The organism is Vreelandella janggokensis, assembly GCF_031451615.1.
Taxonomy (GTDB): domain Bacteria; phylum Pseudomonadota; class Gammaproteobacteria; order Pseudomonadales; family Halomonadaceae; genus Vreelandella; species Vreelandella janggokensis.
The window spans coordinates 187,513-202,858 of sequence record NZ_JARWAJ010000003.1; the positions used below are offsets into that span (position 1 = coordinate 187,513).

Sequence of the window (15,346 nt, forward strand, 5' to 3'; positions counted from 1 at the left end):
CATTAACCACTGTTCAGCGGCTGCCCCCACTTATCTCCATGCACAAGTTCACTTAATGGCAGGCGAGAGCGCCAGCCTTTGGCTTCAAGCTCAGGCTGGTCTAAAAACTCGCTCACGTAGCCAAGACAGAGATACGCCAGCGGGTAAACATGCTCAGGCAGGCTTAACGCCGTGCTCAGCTGTTCCTGGTCGAGAATACTCACCCAACCAACGCCAATCCCTTCCGCCCGCGCTGCCAGCCAGAGGTTTTGCACCGCCAAACAAGTGCTAAACAGGTCGGTTTCCACAATGCTATTGCGCCCTAGCACATGGGGGCCGCCCCGGCTTCGGTCACAGGTGATACAGAGATTAATTGGACTTTCCATAATCCCTTGCAGCTTAAGGCTTCGATAATGCGCTTTACGCTCGCCTTCAAAGCGCTCGGCGGCCTTCTGGTTCTCCTGCTCAAACATTGCCAGCACCGTTTCCCTGACGTCGCGACTTTCTATCACGATGAAATCCCATGGCTGCATAAAGCCAACGGAAGGCGCATGGTGCGCGGCCTCCAACAGGCGGGTCAGCACGTCAGGGGGGATCCGGTCAGGCAGAAACTGAGAGCGCACATCGCGCCGTTCAAAGATGGCGCGGTAGAGCCCGCGCCGCTCAGCATCGGAAAAAGCGTTATTCGAGGTGGTCATTAAGCTGCTCGGGTCTTTGGCTGGTCGGTTTTAAAGACAGTTAAGAGTCTACACGAGGTCAAGCCAACCGCCATCGCAGCGGGTTTGTTTGACGTAAAACGCCTCTCTATGACTCAAACACCGCCAGGAACTGCCTGAGCAGGTCATCCAGTTGCTCTCGTTGCTCTTTACTCAGGCCACTCACCAGCTGCGTTTGGGTTTCCACATGGGCGGCCACGGCTTCGTCGATCAAATCAAACCCACGCTGGGAAAGAGAAATGAGAAAACCACGGCCATCGTCGGGGTTTTTAACCCGCTCAATCAAACCCGCCTTTTCCAGCAGGTTGATACGGTGGGTCATGGTGCCCGACGTCACCATCGTGGATGCCATCAAATCACCCGGCGATAGCGCGTAGGGTTCCCCCTCTCTGCGAAGGGTCGCCAGAACGTCAAAACTGGCATCCGTCAGGCCGTATTCCGCCCAGGTCTTCTCCATTGCACGCATGAAAGTGTGGTTCAGCCGCTTGACCCGCCCGATGGTACCCATCGGCACAACGTCGAGGTCGGGCCTCTCCTGCCGCCACTGTTTGAGAATGTTGTCTACATGATCCATAAGCGTATTTTGCGCCTGACTAGCTTGACGTCAAGATTAATCGCACATATCTTGATATCAAGATACTTTCAAAAACGGTACGAATGAGAGCTTCGCCAATGACGCTATCAAGCACTGCCCGCACAACCCCCCCATGCAAAAGCGCTTGGCTTGCCCCACTGGTATACCTGTTAGCCGGTGGCGCTTTGCTGGGTCTGTCGACCAATTTGGCGAAACTAGCCGGTGATATTCAGCTATCAGCGCTCGCGTTTCTGTTCTGGTCGATTTCAGGGGCGGCACTCATTTTGTTGGTTCTTGCCGCCTTCCGCCGTAATCTACCGCCCGTTAACCGTCGCACCGTCAAGTATTACGCCATGTCAGGACTGCTCGGCGTAGCGGGTGCCAACCTACTCTTCTTCACTGCCATCCCCCATGTGGGTGCTGGTTTCGTGGCATTGATCATCACCTTGCCACCGCTACTCACCTACCTCGGCGCACTAGCGTTAAACATGGAGCGGTTCCAGGTGCTGCGTGCGGCCGGGGTCGTATCAGCTCTGGCAGGGGCCATCACCCTGGCCTTTCATAAGCTTTCTGCGCCTGATGCCGATTACCTCTGGATTCTCCTCGCTTTAATCGGCCCGGTGCTGCTAGCCATCGGTAATCTTTACAGAACCTTGCGCTGGCCAGAAGGTGTATCCAGCGATGCGCTGGCGCCGGGGATGCTCATCGCCGCCGCCATCATTCTACTCAGCGTGGGTTTTCTGCCGGACTTCTCGCTGCAAGTTCCGACAGGCCGCTCCCTGCCGATCATACTGATTGCCGTTCAAGCGGTCGTCTTCGCAGGCCAGTTCTTGCTGCTTTTCCTGCTACAGAAAAGTGGCGGGCCAGTGTTTCTAAGCCTACTGGGTTCCGTCGGCGCCGTGGTGGGTGTACCCGTCGCCATTCTGCTGCAGGGAGAAACCACCCCCGAAGGCCTGCTACCAGGCGCCCTGCTGATTGGTGGGGGAATTGCCCTGCTCAACATTGGCAAAGCCAAGCAACTTAACTAAGTTACCCAAGAGAGACATATCATGAAGGTTGCAATATTGAGCGCTGCTGGCGATGCCGGCACGCGCCTTTAATCGTCAAATCCGAGCCACTTGAACAAATTAGAAAATGCTCCGCTCCATATAGTGAGTTCCGCCTTCGGTTTTGAGAATGCGAAACCCCATACGCTCGTATAAAGCAGTTGCCGGGTTGATAGAAAATACGCGTAGTCTAAGTAAGTCAACGTTCGCTTGTTGGGCGATTGCCATTGCGTATCGGATTGCTGCGGTACCCAGGCCCTGTCGCTGCCATTTCTGATCAATTTGCAGTTCTCGAATATAGTAAGCACCTGCCTCACGATTTAAGCATAACAAACCAACTGGGCAAGCGTTTACGACTAACGCATAGCTATCAAACTCGTCCCAGTTTTTATCGAACAAGTCAGGATCCCAGTGCATATCCAGGTGCTTATAGTAGGCAGACATGTTCTGACGAATGATGTTTTCCGCGAACGCTTTGTCGTCGGTTCGACGAATAATGGCTTCCATATGCGAATCTCTAGGCGTCAGTTACCTGAGATATCTTGGACTTATCGTATGCAAAACGCCAAGGCATGGCCTTGGCGTTTTGGTTGCTAGCTTAGCTTAAGCCCTTACCCCAACTGAAACGGGTAAACAGGCCCGATCTTGAGCAATTGGGTAAGCTCATCCAGCGCGACCAGAGATTCTTCCGCGAGCTGCGGGTCGGCCAAATCATCCGGGGCGAGGCGGTCGCGGTAGTGGCGATTTACCCAAGCGGTCAGATCATCGTAAAGCGCATCGGTGAGCAGTACGCGGCCGGTAAGCGCAGTTCGTTCTGCCTCGGAAAGAGCCACACGCAGGCGCAGGCAGGCAGGGCCGCCGCCGTTGCGCATGCTCTGCTTGACGTCCTTGACCATCACCTCACTGATCGGATTATTCCCCGCCAACAGGTAGTCCTGGATGGTACGCCATACCGCCTCGCGCTCCTGGCATTCGCCGGGCACCACCAGGGTCATGGTGCCATCCGGATTGGAGAGCAGTTGTGAGTTGAACAGATAAGACGCGACCGCATCTTCCATACTCACCGCCTCTACGGGTACCCGCACGGGAATTAATGGCGTGGCCATTTTGGAGCGAAGTTCATCGAGTGTGCCCTCTTCATCCAGGAAGGCCATTTCGTGATAGAGCAGCACGGGGCCGTTGCCCACGGCGATGACATCGTTATGGAACACACCTGCGTCGATGGCGTCCGGATGCTGTTGGGCAAATACGGTTTGCGACGCCGTCAATCCGTGCTGACGGGCCACCGCCTGGCTGGCTTCCAGGGTTTGCCGGGCAGGATAACGCTTGGGTTCGCGCTCGCCGCTTCGCACGTCACCAAACGCCTGGCGGCCATACACAAACAGGTGCACGCCGGGTTCGCCGTACTCACCGCATAGGCGGGTGTGATTGGCCGCACCCTCATCGGAAAAGGCCGGGGTGGCGGGCAGCACCGGGTGGTGCGCGAAATGCCGTTCGTCGCGGAAGATCGCTTGCAGCACACGCCCCGTCGTTTGCGGCTCCAGGTAGCGGTGGAAGCTAGACTGCAGGTTGGCCGGCGTAAAATGTACCCGACTGTCCGGTGCATCCATGCTGGGCGTGATGGTACCCGCGTTGGCGGTCCACATACTGGACGCGGAGCAGACCGCGCGGAGCAGCTGCGGCGCCTCTTTGGCAGCACAGGCCAATACCTCACGGTTGCTGCCGCTAAAGCCCAGATCGCGCAGCGCACCGATATCCGGCCGCTGCTGGGGTGGCAGAACGCCCTGGGCATAGCCCGCGTCCATCAGCGACTTCATCTTCAAGAGCCCCTGCAGCGCGCCCTCTTTGGGGCTGGACACCAGGCCGCCGTGGCTCATCGAGGCCACGTTACCCACGGCCAGGCCCGAATAGTTATGGGTCGGGCCAACCAGGCCATCGAAATTGACTTCCTGGACGTTGCTGATGGTCGCCGTGTTCATAAGCTGACCCCCGGCGGCAAGGTGTCGGGCATTTCCAGGCTGTCGGCTTCCATGGAAGCCACCGGGTAGGCGCAGTAATCCGCCGCATAGTAGGCGCTGGGGCGGTGGTTGCCACTATCCCCTACGCCACCGAAGGGCGCGTCACCGGACGCACCGGTGGTCTGGCGGTTCCAGTTGACGATCCCGGCGCGAATGCGCAGCAGGAAGTCGTCCCAGTCGGCTTGATCGCCGCCAATTAACCCGGCGGAAAGCCCGTAACGGGTATTGTTGGCAAGTTGTACCGCTTCATCCCAGTCGCCATAGCGGTGGATTTTCAGCAGCGGGCCGAAGTGCTCCTCGTCGGGCACGTCCAAGCCGGTCACGTCGATCAGCGCGGGGCTGAGCAGGCTGGTGTTGTCCTGTAGACGCTGCATACGATTGATCACCGTGCCACCCATGGACTCCAGCTCATCCTGGGCCTTGAGCAGGCCATCCGCGGCCGCCACGCTGACCAAGCCCCCGAAAAACGGCGCAGGTTCTTCTTCGAACTGGCCCGCCACGTGCAGCTTGGCGATAGCGTCTGACAGCGCGTCGATCAGCCTGTCACCGACCTCGCCCTTAGGCACCATCAAGCGCCGCGCGCAGGTACAGCGCTGGCCGCCGGAGAGAAACGCCGACTGCAGAATGCTCAGCACCGCGGCGCGCTCATCTTCCACGTCTTTCACCACCAGCGGATTGTTACCGCCAAGCTCCAGCGCGAGGATTTTATCCAGTTGACCGGCAAACTGCTGGTGGAGCATGCCGCCCACCTTGGCGCTACCGGTAAACAGCAGGCCATCAATATCAGGGTTAGCTGCCAACGCCTGACCAACCGGCACACCGCCCTGCACCAGGTTGATGACGCCTGCGGGCAGACCGGCTTCCAGCCAGCACTGCAGGGTCAAATCAGCGGTCAGCGGCGTCTGGTCGCTGGGCTTGAAGACGACACAGTTTCCCGCCAACAGAGCGGGCACCATATGGCCGTTGGGCAGATGACCCGGGAAATTGTAGGGACCGAACACCGCCATCACGCCGTGGGGGCGATGGCGCAGCACGGCTTTGGCGCTACCGACGTCTTTTTCCCGTTCGCCGGTGCGCTCATGGTAAGCCTTGAGTGAAAGCGCCACTTTACCGATCATCGCGCCCGCTTCGGTGCGCGCTTCCCAGAGCGGCTTGCCGGTCTCGGAGGCAATGGCGACAGCCAGCGCTTCGCGGCGGGCGGTCAGCACCTCGACAAAACGCTCGACCAGCGCCTGGCGGTCGGCAAACGGCGTGCGCGCCCAGTCGGGAAAGGCGCTACGTGCGGCGCTGACGGCTGAGGCGACCTGCTCACCGGAGGCTTCCGCCCCTTGCCAAAGCAGTGCCCCGGAAACCGGGTCAACCTTCGTCAAAGTGGCTGCTTCGCCAGCTACCCAGGCGCCGTTGATCAGTTGCTGCTGTTGGGCGTGCATATAAAACTCTCCTGTAAACGTCGCCTAGGTCTCGAGTAGCCGTAAATGATCACCGGTAGTGACACTCAAACGCTGTGCTTCGGCTTCACTCAGCACGATAGTATTGTCTTCAGTGGGGGCACGGCCTATCCAGCTCGCGGTAAAGCTGAGCATATCGGTGGTCGCGGCAAGCCAGCGGCTGAGGCTCTCCTGCGGCGCGCTGTTGGCCACCTCCACTTGGCAGAGCCGTGAGTTGCGGATGGCGCGTACATCGTCAATGTAGGCTTCCACCGTGGGGCCACCGTCGAAAATATCGATATACCCCTCCCAACGAAGCCCCTCTTTTCTAAGCATTTCCATGGCCGGGCGGGTATGCCGATGCACCTGCCCAATGCAGGCACGCGCGTCTTCTGACATAAAGGTGGTATAGATCGGGAACTTGGGCATCAGCTCGCCGATAAAACTCTTTTGCCCAAGACCGGTCAGGCGATCGGCCTCATTGAAATCCATGGGAAAAAAGTGTTTGCCCAGACTTTCCCAGAAGGGGCTGGTGTTGTGCTCATCAAAAACGCCACGCATTTCCGCCAACACTTTATCGGGGAAACGGTCGCGGAACTGGGCGATAAACAGCCAGCGCGCCTTGGAGAGCAACGCGCCGTTGCGCAAATGCTTGTTGGCTTCGCCGCGGTATTCCGGGCGCAGAAACAGCGAGCACACTTCGGCATCGCCGGTATGGTCGGAGCTTAAAAACAGCGTGTCGATGGTGCGGTGCAAGTCCAGCTGTACAGAGGAATGCGCCAGCGTGCCCAGCCGGTAATTGTAGAACGGCACTTCGCGACCGACCTGGCCCTCAATCGCGCAACAACCCGCGAGTTCGCCGTTGTCTTCGTCTTCCAGAACGAAGAAATAAAGCCGGTCATCCACTGGGGTGCGCTCTTCAAAAGCGCGGGCAGCAGCTTCAATCTTGCCAGCCAGGAACTCGCGATTATCCGGCAACGAGGTAAACCCCACACCGGCCTGCTGCGCAAGCGCCTGGAGCCCATCAAGATCATCCCGGGCAATGGGTCGAATGCGCATTACATTTCTCCTTCATCAAGCGCATCTACCGCGCTGGGCAAGGTTAACGGCGCGGCGAGCACCGCGCGGCCCTCTTCCACGCCCAAGCGTTCGGCATGCTCGGGCGACAGCATCAACTGACCGGTAGGCGACAGCGCATAGCGTGCCACAATGCAGCGGAAGCCCCCCAGTTTCTGGTTGGCAATCATCGCCGGTTCCGCGTCAGGAAGCGCGTGTTCAGGACGAACCCGGACCGGGTGCCACGCTGCCGAGCGGAAGGTTTCCAGGCGCTCACGTTCGGTTTTGACAATCGGCCCGGCGTCGAAAATATCCACATGGCGCGAGCGCACAAAGCCCTCCGCCAGCATTTCTTCCAGGGCCTCTTCATGGGCCGGGTGTTCACGGCCAATCGCTGCCCGCGCCTGGGGCGTTAGCAGGGGCAGGTAGAGGGGAAACTGGGGCATAACTTCGGCGATAAAGCTTTTCGAGCGCACCCCGGCAATATGATTCATCTCCTGGAAGCTGCGGGCGAAAAAGTGCCGCCCCACGCTCTCCCAGAATGGCGACTCGCTGCGCGTATCCAGATAGCCTGGGAATGCCACCGCCAGAATGCGCGAAAAGCGCTCAGGGTACTGGGCGATAAACATCAGCCGTGCACGGCGAAGCAAGCTTTCGGCACTGGTGCCCTTGTAGCGCGGATTAAGCGAAAAGGCACACAGCAGGGTGGCATCCGAAACTTCATGGGAAAGCGCCAGGGTTTGCACTTCCCGGCGAACGTTGAGCTGCTGGGAGGCGTGAATCAGCGTTTCCTGGCGATAGGTGTAATAGGCCTCATTAGCGCCTGCCTGAGCGCGAATGGTCGCCGTGCCCAGCACTTCGCCACTGGCGTCGTCCGCCAGCACGAACGTATAGTGCTCGTTGCCGGGGAACTCCACCTCGCCGCTGAAGGCCGCCTCGGAGCGCACAATCCGCTCTTCAAGACGCTCGCGGTTGGCGGGTAGATTGGTGAGCCTGGGTACTGCGTGCTCGGCTAGCTGTTCCAGCGCCGCCAGGTCGTCCATTTTCACCGGTCGAATTACCAGCATCCTCAACGCTCCCTCAGCATTTGAGACGGGGGTTGCTACGGCTTCACTCATGTGGCGGCAACTAACCGTTCAATCGCACGTTCCAGGCGGGCCATGCCCTCGGCGATGTCCGCTTCCGGAATGACCAGGGAAGGCGCCATGCGCAGCACATTGGGCCCGGCAATCAGCGCCATCAAGCCCTCTTCAATCGCCAGTGGAAGGATATCTTTGGCACGTCCTTCATAGGCATCGGACATTTGGGCGCCCATCAGCAGGCCCATACCGCGAATCTCTTTAAACACGCCGTACTTGCGATTGATGGTTTCAAGGTGCTCGCGAAACAGGTCATGACGCTTTTTGACACCTTCAAGTACCTCGGGAGTATCGATAAACTCGACCGCCGCCAGGGCAACGGCAGATGCCAGCGCGTTGCCGCCGTAGGTGGAGCCGTGGGTACCGATGACCAATGATTTTGCCACCGCATCAGTCGCCAGCATTGCCCCCACAGGGAAACCACCGCCCAGGGATTTGGCGCTGGTGAGAATATCCGGGGTAATACCGTAATTTTTATACGCGTAGAGTTCGCCGCTGCGGCCCACGCCGGTTTGCACTTCATCAAAGATCAACAGCGCATTGTGCTCATCGCACAGATCGCGCAGCCCCTGGAGGAAGTCCTGCGTGCCGGGCACGATGCCGCCCTCGCCCTGCATGGGCTCGACCATGATCGCGCAGGTGTCGTCGCCTACCAGCTTGCGCACACTTTCCAGATCATTGTAGTCGGCATGCAGGATACCACCGGGCACCGGACCAAACCCCTGTGAATACTTGGGCTGCCCCCCCACGCTCACGGTGAAAAAAGTGCGCCCATGGAACGACTGATAAAACGAGATGATTTTATCTTTATGCTCACCGTGGTTATCCACAGCCCAGCGGCGAGCCAGCTTCAACGCGGCCTCATTGGCTTCACCGCCGGAGGAGCACAGGAAGACCTTATCGGCGAAGGTCCGATCGACCAGCGCCTTGGCCAGGTTCAGCGCTGGCTCGTTGGTAAACACATTGGAAAGGTGCCACAGCTTTTCACCCTGATCCTTTAGCGCATCGACCAGTACCGGATGGCAGTGCCCCAGGGAATTGACCGCGATGCCCCCGGCAAAATCGATATATTCACGCCCCTGCTGGTCCCACAAGCGGCTGCCTTCTCCTCGCACCGGGATGACCTGCTGCGGAGCGTAATTGGGCGCCATATAGTGATCGAAATCCTGACGGTTTGGGGTGTGGCTCATGGGACGCTACCTCCAGTGGGGTAAGGGAATGAAAACAGTATAAGGGGCCGAATAGGGTAACTGCTTTCAGCAATGGGACGGCAAATTATGAAAAGCAGCATTTAACGCGCCCCCTTTTTTAACACTCTATATCCATCCTTCTCACCTCACGGTATCAGTGACGTATTTAGTCGTTTGGGAACGCCTGATGCCCTTCGGTAGCTGTCAGCCGCGCCCTTTCCTCAAACATTGAATAAGGCGCGGAATCCAGGCATCGGCGCGCAGTGTCGGCCATCAAGGGCGAGCAAATCCGTGAGCCTGCGTATCCAAGCACCCACCTGCACTTCAACGCTGTTCGCGGTAGGCTTGAGTAAATCCGCCCGAGGAGCACTCCGCATGCTCAACGTAACCCAACTGCGTGGTAGCCGCCATGCCATTGGCGTGGCCCATGGCCAGCGCCACGCCGCACAGATTCAGCGCAGCATTGAGGTCTATGACCGGCTGTTTCAAGACTTTGCAGGCCTCGACTGGGCTGCAGCCCGACAGGCGGCGCGACGCTTTATACCGGCTATCGAACGCGGCTTTCCGGCGATCCTGGATGAGCTCGAGGGCATTGCCGAGGGCGCCGACCTGCAGCGCGACGACATCCTCACCCTCAACTGCCGCAGTGAGATCTCGCTAACCCAAGCCAGCGGCGGCTGTTCCGCCTTCTCGCTCTACCAGCAGGGTCGGCAGTGGCTGGCCCAGAACTGGGACTGGCGCCTCGACCAGCTCGATAACGTGGTGGTACTGCACATAGAGGGCGACGACGCTCCGCCGCTGGTCAGCGTCGGCGAGGCGGGGATGCTGGCCAAGATAGGCCTCAACGCCCACGGCCTCGGCGTGTGTCTCAACGCCATCCGCTCGCAGACCTGCGGCGACGGCCTGCCGATCCACGTCGCCCTGCGCAAGCTTCTCGAAAGCGACGGTTTCGCCAGCGCCCAGCGCATCGTCGCGGAAGACCGCGTCGCCTCACCGGCACACTTTCTGGTCGCCAGCGCTGCAGGCCAGGCCGCCGGTTTCGAGGTACAGCCCGGGCCACCGGGGGTACTCGAGGCCCGCGACGGGCGGGTGACCCATACCAACCACCTCTACGCCGCGGCCACCACCGCCTGTGTCGCCGACTTCCCCAAGCCCGACTCCCATGTGCGCCTGCGCCGCCTCGATGAGTTGCTCGACCCACCGCCCGAGGCCAGCGTCAGCACGCTGTTCGACGTACTGAGCGACCACCACAATGCGCCCATGTCGATCTGCAAGCACACTGACATCGACCTGCCCGAGGCCGAGCGCATGGAGACTCTGTTCGCGGTGGTGATGAACCTCGACGAGCGCACCCTGCACCTGCGCCACGGCTACCCCTGCAAGGCCCGGCAGACGCTGAGCATTGCGCTCGACTAGCGGCGCAGGAAAAGAAGCAGTTGGGGACGGGTGGGCGGGATACACTGGCCCAGGATCGAAAGTTTCAGCAGCAGCAACAGGGAGAAGCGCCATGAAATATATCTTTGAAGTGCATATCCGCGACGGCTACCGCGCCGAGGACTACGCCGACGCCTGGGTCCGCGCCAGCCAGCTCATCCAGCAGGCGACAGGGGCACGCGGCACCGAGCTGCATCGCAAGATTGGCGACCCCAGCACCCTCATCGCCATTGCCCACTGGGACAGCAAGTCCAGCCGCGACGCCATGGAAGCCCAGCCCAACCCGGAGATCAAGGAGATCATCCGCCGTGCGGCCCCCTGCTGCGAGATCCGCCTGATCGGCGAATTCGAGGAACCGGAGTGGGTGGTGATGCCGCCGGATGCCGAGTCATAAAGGAGGGTCGCAAGGCCCCTTTTACTGGCTCAGTGCTCAGCAAGCGACTGAAAGCCTGATCAATTGAATACCTCCCCCTTGAAGAAACCTAAAAGAGCACCACACTCATTAGCAAGCTATAAAGTTACCCGTTGTGTAGCGAGGTACTGATACTCAGTAAGAGAGGAGCACACCCCATGCAGATTGATCTTAACGGCAAGCACGCCATTATTACCGGCTCGACCGCAGGTATCGGCTTTGCGATTGCCCAGGGTTTGGCCAATGCAGGTGCCGATGTCGTCATCACCGGGCGCACCCAGGCACGTATTGACGAGGCCATCGCGGCCATCAAGAAAGACGTTCCCAACGCCAAGGCGACGGGCGTGGCCGCCGACCTGGGCACCGCTGAAGGCTGCCAGACGCTGATCGAACAACAGCCCAGCACCGACATCCTGATCAACAACGTCGGCATCTTCGGCCCACAGGACTTTTTTGAGGTCGACGACGCCACTTGGCAGCAGTTCTTCGACGTTAATATCATGAGCGCCGTGCGCCTTTCACGCCATTACGCCCAGGGAATGCGTGAGCGCAACTGGGGCCGCATCCAGTTCCTGTCCAGTGAATCGGGCATCAACATCCCCAGCGAAATGGTCCATTACGGCATGACCAAATCAGCATTGCTGTCGGTATCGCGGGGGCTTGCCAAGGTATTGAGCGGCACACAGGTGACCGTCAATGCCATTCTGCCGGGGCCAACCCGCTCTGAAGGGGTGCTCAATATGATTCGTGAAATGGCAGAAAAAGAAGGCATTTCTCAGCAGGAGGTGGAAGCGCGCTTTGTGCAGGAGAATCGTCCCTCTTCCATCATTCAGCGCCTGGCGACACCCGAAGAGGTCGCCAGCATGAGTGTTTATGCAGCCTCCACCCAAGCCAGCGCCACCACCGGCGCCGCCCTGCGCGTGGAAGGTGGCATCGTGGATACATTAACCTGATCCATCTAACCTAATCCCTTTAATTCAGGCGCTCTTCCCTCGGCGTCATGCCGAAATGGTGTCGGTAGGCGGTAGAAAAATGTGCCCCGGAAGAAAAGCCGGTGGCAAAGGCAATATCGCCTACCGCCAGGTCGCTTTCCCGTAGCTGTTTGCGGGCTTCCTGAAGACGCAGGTCCAGGTAGTAGCGGCTGGGCACCGCCTGCAGGTATTTTTTGAACAACCGCTCCAACTGGCGCCGGGATATTCCCAGATGCTCGGCAAGTTCCAGGGTAGAGAGCGGTTCCTCGATATTGGCTTCCATCAGCGTCACGGCATCCACCAGGCTTTGCGGCGCGTGACCCAGACGGCTACGCAGCGGCACATGCTGGCGCTCGTCCGCCAGGCGAATCCGGTCGCAAACGAACTGTTCCGAAACCTGCTCGGCCAGGCGAGCGCCGTGATGCTGACCGATAAGCGTCAGCATCATGTCCATCGCCGCGGTGCCACCTGCACAGGAAAGCCGGTCGCGGTCAATCTCAAACAGCTGCTGGGAAAGCGTGACTTGCGGATAGGCCTGGGAAAAGGCGTCGAACCGCTGCCAGGGCAGCGTGGCGCGGTAACCTTCCAGCAGCCCGCAGCGCGCCAGCACCTCGGTGCCACCGGCCAGCCCTCCCAACATCACGCCGCGCCCCACGTATCCCCGCAGCCATTCATTGAGCTTGGCGGGCAGTGCATAAGGCAGCGGCGTAGGGGCGCAGACCAGCAATAAATCAAGCGGCCCAGGCGTGCTTGCCAAGGTATGCTGCGCCAGCACGGAAAGCTGCGCACCGCTGCGGACGGATTCGTCATCCATACTCAGCGTGACGGTTTGATAAAGCATCTGCCCGCTGAGCTGGTTGGCCATTTGCAAAGGTTCCAGCGCGGCAGCATGCGCCAGCATCGAAAACCCCGGCAGCAGCACAAACGCTACCCGCCGTCGTGACGCGGCATTGGGGGAGTTGACTGGGTTATGCTGCATGGAAAACCGCCGTGACGAAAACAAACCGACATCTTAACCAATTGCCTGGGTAAAGGCAGTGGCTACGTCGTGGTAAACAAAACATGACGTATAAATGCAAAAACGCCGAGCTCCCAGGCCCGACGTTTCTGTAACACTTAGCGGTCGCAACACCAATTAGCGCTGACCGGTTTATAGATTGACAACATCAAAGTCGACCATCGGGTCAACATCGGCGTCGTAATCTACATCATCACGCTCGAAGCCAAACAGTTTCAGGAAGTCGTGCTTGTAGCCCGCGTAGTCGGTGATCTCGAACAGGTTCTCGGTGGTGACCTCCGACCACAGGTCCTGGCAGGCCTTCTGGATATCGTCACGCAACTCCCAGTCATCCAGGCGCAGACGGCCGACGTCATCAGTGGCCATCTCACCGTCTTGCGGGGCGTAGAGCCGCTCGCCGAACAAGCGGTTAAGCTGATCGATCGTGCCCTCGTGGACGCCCTGCTCTTTCATGATGCGATACACCATGGCGATATACAGCGGCATCACCGGGATCGCCGCGCTGGCCTGGGTGACCACCGACTTGAGTACCGCCACATTGGCACCCCCACCGGTCTCTTTCAGCCGGGTATCGATTGCCGCGGCGGCACGGTCCAGGTCTTCCTTGGCCTTGCCCAGCGCGCCGTGCCAGTAGATCGGCCAGGTGATCTCAGTGCCGATATAGCTGAACGCCACACTGCGCGCGCCCTTGGCGAGCACACCGGCCTGGTCCAGCGCATCCATCCACAGTTCCCAATCTTCGCCACCCATCACGGTGATGGTATCGTCGATCTCCTGCTGGGTCGCGGGCTCCACCTCGGCTTCGATGATGGCGTCCTTGTTGGTGTCGATCGCGGTGGCGCGGTAGGTTTCGCCAATCGGCTTGAGGCTTGAGCGCTTGAGTTCACCGCTATCCGGCAGTTTGCGCACCGGCGATGCCAGCGAATAGACCACCAGATCGACTTCGCCCATGTCCTGCTTGATCAGTTCAATGGCTTTCTGGCGCGCTTCGTGGGAGAACGCATCGCCGTTGATCGACTTGCTGTAAAGGCCTTCCTGCTTGGCAAATTTGTCAAACGCTGCGCTGTTGTACCAACCCGCTGTGCCAGGCTTTTTCTCTGTCGCCGGCTTTTCAAAGAACACGCCCAGGGTATCCGCCCCGTAGCCAAACGCCGCGGTAATGCGCGCCGCCAGGCCGTAGCCGCTGGAAGCCCCGATCACCAGCACTTTTTTAGGGCCGGCGCTCTTGTCCAAACCGCGTGCGCGGGTAGCTTCAATCTGCTCGCGAACGTTTTGCTCGCAGCCAACCGGGTGGGTGGTCGTGCAAATAAAGCCGCGTACTTTGGGTTTAATAATCAAAGGGAACCTCGCTTTCAAAATAACGTGTTTAGCTCATCAGTGGCACTATTCTAGCGGTCTCAGGCGGCGCTGTCCGCTATTGAGCTTATGGACCTTTCACGTCAGGATATTGTTTTATCCCTGACCGCCCGTGAGGCTTTGTTAATGAACGCACAGCAGCTAGTCGATGAACGTGGCGATTTGTGGTTGGCACTGGCCCCGTTATGGCTGGACCGCGAGCCAAGTGAACGCGATTACGCCCAGATGGTTGAGGTCGTTCAGCGCTTTGAGATGACCTTCAAAGAGCTTGAATGGATGTTCCGCTTGGAGATGGCGCCGGTGATGGCCCGCCACCAACTGTCCATTGCCAGCGAATGGCGTGAGTTCAATGATCGCAAGCTGATGCAGCAACTGGTCAGCCACAACCTGCGTTTAACAGGCTGGCGACGCAAGAGTTGGGCGCTTTTTTCAGGCCTGACGACCATGATGGTTCGCCACCGTTGGAACGAGCTGATGAACCGGGTGATGGTCGCCCGCGGCGAGACTTAAATCTCGTCGAGCGCGCGTTCCAGGCGTAGCCGTAACGAGCGGCCATGATCCCGGGGACCAAAGCGCGCAATGACCTTGCCATCACGCCCGACCAGGAATTTTGTAAAATTCCATTTGATCATTGTTGTGCCCAACATGCCGGGCGCCTCACGCTTTAACAGGACGAACAGCGGGTGAGCGTCCCCGCCGTTAACCCGCACTTTTTCCATAAGCGGAAATGTGACGCCGTATTGCTGCTCGCCAAAAGTACAAAAGGCCTCAGCGCTTTCCGGGGACTGTTTGCCAAACTGGTCGCAGGGAAACCCCAGTACCGTGAAGCCGCGATCTCGATAGCGTTGGTAAAGCGTTTCCAACTCTTTGAGTTGCGGGGTATAGCCACAGCGGCTGGCGACGTTGACGATCAGCAACACCTGCCCCTGCAACGCCCGCAGATTAAACGGCTGCCCCATGTGGTTATAACAATCCTGATCGTAAAGTGTCATCTGCCGCTTTCCCCCTGG

Annotated in this window: 16 protein-coding genes; 5 read left to right on the forward strand and 11 right to left on the reverse strand. The window is 59.1% G+C overall.

Features of this window, described 5'->3' with window-relative positions; genetic code table 11:
- Positions 1-2 precede the first annotated feature (2 nt).
- Positions 3-677 carry a 5,6-dimethylbenzimidazole synthase gene (gene bluB / locus QC816_RS10465; RefSeq protein ID WP_085917857.1) on the reverse strand — a complete coding sequence of 225 codons (675 nt, stop codon included), beginning with the start codon at positions 675-677 and terminating at the stop codon, positions 3-5.
- Positions 678-783: 106 nt separating this feature from the next.
- Complete coding sequence (locus QC816_RS10470) at positions 784-1,269, reverse strand: MarR family winged helix-turn-helix transcriptional regulator (protein ID WP_309782056.1); 486 nt, start codon at positions 1,267-1,269, stop codon at positions 784-786.
- A gap of 98 nt (positions 1,270-1,367) precedes the next feature.
- Between QC816_RS10470 and QC816_RS10475 the strand changes: the two genes are divergently transcribed.
- On the forward strand, positions 1,368-2,297 hold the full coding sequence (locus QC816_RS10475; RefSeq protein ID WP_085917859.1) for a DMT family transporter: 930 nt from the start codon (positions 1,368-1,370) through the stop codon (positions 2,295-2,297).
- Positions 2,298-2,396: 99 nt separating this feature from the next.
- Here the strand turns inward: QC816_RS10475 and QC816_RS10480 are convergent, their stop codons facing one another.
- From QC816_RS10480 to QC816_RS10505, 6 genes are all read right to left on the reverse strand, one after another.
- Complete coding sequence (locus QC816_RS10480; RefSeq protein ID WP_085917860.1) at positions 2,397-2,822, reverse strand: GNAT family N-acetyltransferase; 426 nt, start codon at positions 2,820-2,822, stop codon at positions 2,397-2,399.
- A 104-nt stretch (positions 2,823-2,926) separates the two neighbouring features.
- Complete coding sequence (astB, locus tag QC816_RS10485) at positions 2,927-4,294, reverse strand: N-succinylarginine dihydrolase (RefSeq protein ID WP_309782057.1); 1,368 nt, start codon at positions 4,292-4,294, stop codon at positions 2,927-2,929.
- Positions 4,291-5,763, reverse strand: coding sequence for a succinylglutamate-semialdehyde dehydrogenase (gene astD, locus QC816_RS10490; RefSeq protein WP_199284809.1), 1,473 nt, complete (start codon positions 5,761-5,763; stop codon positions 4,291-4,293). The genes astB and astD overlap by 4 nt, the downstream gene beginning before the upstream one ends.
- 24 nt (positions 5,764-5,787) lie before the next feature.
- Positions 5,788-6,819, reverse strand: a complete 1,032-nt coding sequence (gene astA, locus QC816_RS10495) for an arginine N-succinyltransferase (RefSeq protein WP_085917863.1) — start codon at positions 6,817-6,819, stop codon at positions 5,788-5,790.
- Positions 6,819-7,883, reverse strand: coding sequence for an arginine N-succinyltransferase (locus QC816_RS10500; protein ID WP_199284808.1), 1,065 nt, complete (start codon positions 7,881-7,883; stop codon positions 6,819-6,821). The genes astA and QC816_RS10500 overlap by 1 nt, the downstream gene beginning before the upstream one ends.
- Before the next feature lie 47 nt (positions 7,884-7,930).
- The gene (locus QC816_RS10505; protein WP_085917865.1) at positions 7,931-9,145 is read right to left on the reverse strand and encodes an aspartate aminotransferase family protein; all 1,215 of its coding nucleotides are present in this window, start codon (positions 9,143-9,145) and stop codon (positions 7,931-7,933) included.
- A 291-nt stretch (positions 9,146-9,436) separates the two neighbouring features.
- Here QC816_RS10505 and QC816_RS10510 point away from each other — a divergent pair, with 291 nt between their 5' ends.
- From QC816_RS10510 to QC816_RS10520, 3 genes are all read left to right on the forward strand, one after another.
- The gene (locus QC816_RS10510) at positions 9,437-10,561 is read left to right on the forward strand and encodes a C45 family autoproteolytic acyltransferase/hydrolase (protein WP_309782058.1); all 1,125 of its coding nucleotides are present in this window, start codon (positions 9,437-9,439) and stop codon (positions 10,559-10,561) included.
- Positions 10,562-10,652: 91 nt separating this feature from the next.
- A complete protein-coding gene (locus tag QC816_RS10515; protein ID WP_309782059.1) occupies positions 10,653-10,973 on the forward strand; it encodes an antibiotic biosynthesis monooxygenase family protein in 321 nt (106 codons plus the stop codon).
- A 176-nt stretch (positions 10,974-11,149) separates the two neighbouring features.
- Entirely contained in the window at positions 11,150-11,944 is a 795-nt protein-coding gene (locus QC816_RS10520) for an SDR family NAD(P)-dependent oxidoreductase (protein ID WP_085917868.1), read from the forward strand.
- Positions 11,945-11,963: 19 nt separating this feature from the next.
- Here QC816_RS10520 and QC816_RS10525 read toward each other — a convergent pair whose 3' ends face one another.
- On the reverse strand, positions 11,964-12,941 hold the full coding sequence (locus tag QC816_RS10525) for a GlxA family transcriptional regulator (protein WP_176243635.1): 978 nt from the start codon (positions 12,939-12,941) through the stop codon (positions 11,964-11,966).
- Between the two features lie 171 nt (positions 12,942-13,112).
- Entirely contained in the window at positions 13,113-14,318 is a 1,206-nt protein-coding gene (gene fabV, locus QC816_RS10530) for an enoyl-ACP reductase FabV (protein WP_085917869.1), read from the reverse strand.
- A gap of 144 nt (positions 14,319-14,462) precedes the next feature.
- Between fabV and QC816_RS10535 the strand changes: the two genes are divergently transcribed.
- Positions 14,463-14,846, forward strand: coding sequence for a DUF7079 family protein (locus tag QC816_RS10535; protein WP_085917906.1), 384 nt, complete (start codon positions 14,463-14,465; stop codon positions 14,844-14,846).
- Here the strand turns inward: QC816_RS10535 and QC816_RS10540 are convergent.
- Positions 14,843-15,328, reverse strand: coding sequence for a glutathione peroxidase (locus QC816_RS10540; RefSeq protein WP_085917870.1), 486 nt, complete (start codon positions 15,326-15,328; stop codon positions 14,843-14,845). The two genes, QC816_RS10535 and QC816_RS10540, sit on opposite strands and share 4 nt — an antisense overlap.
- Positions 15,329-15,346 lie beyond the last annotated feature (18 nt).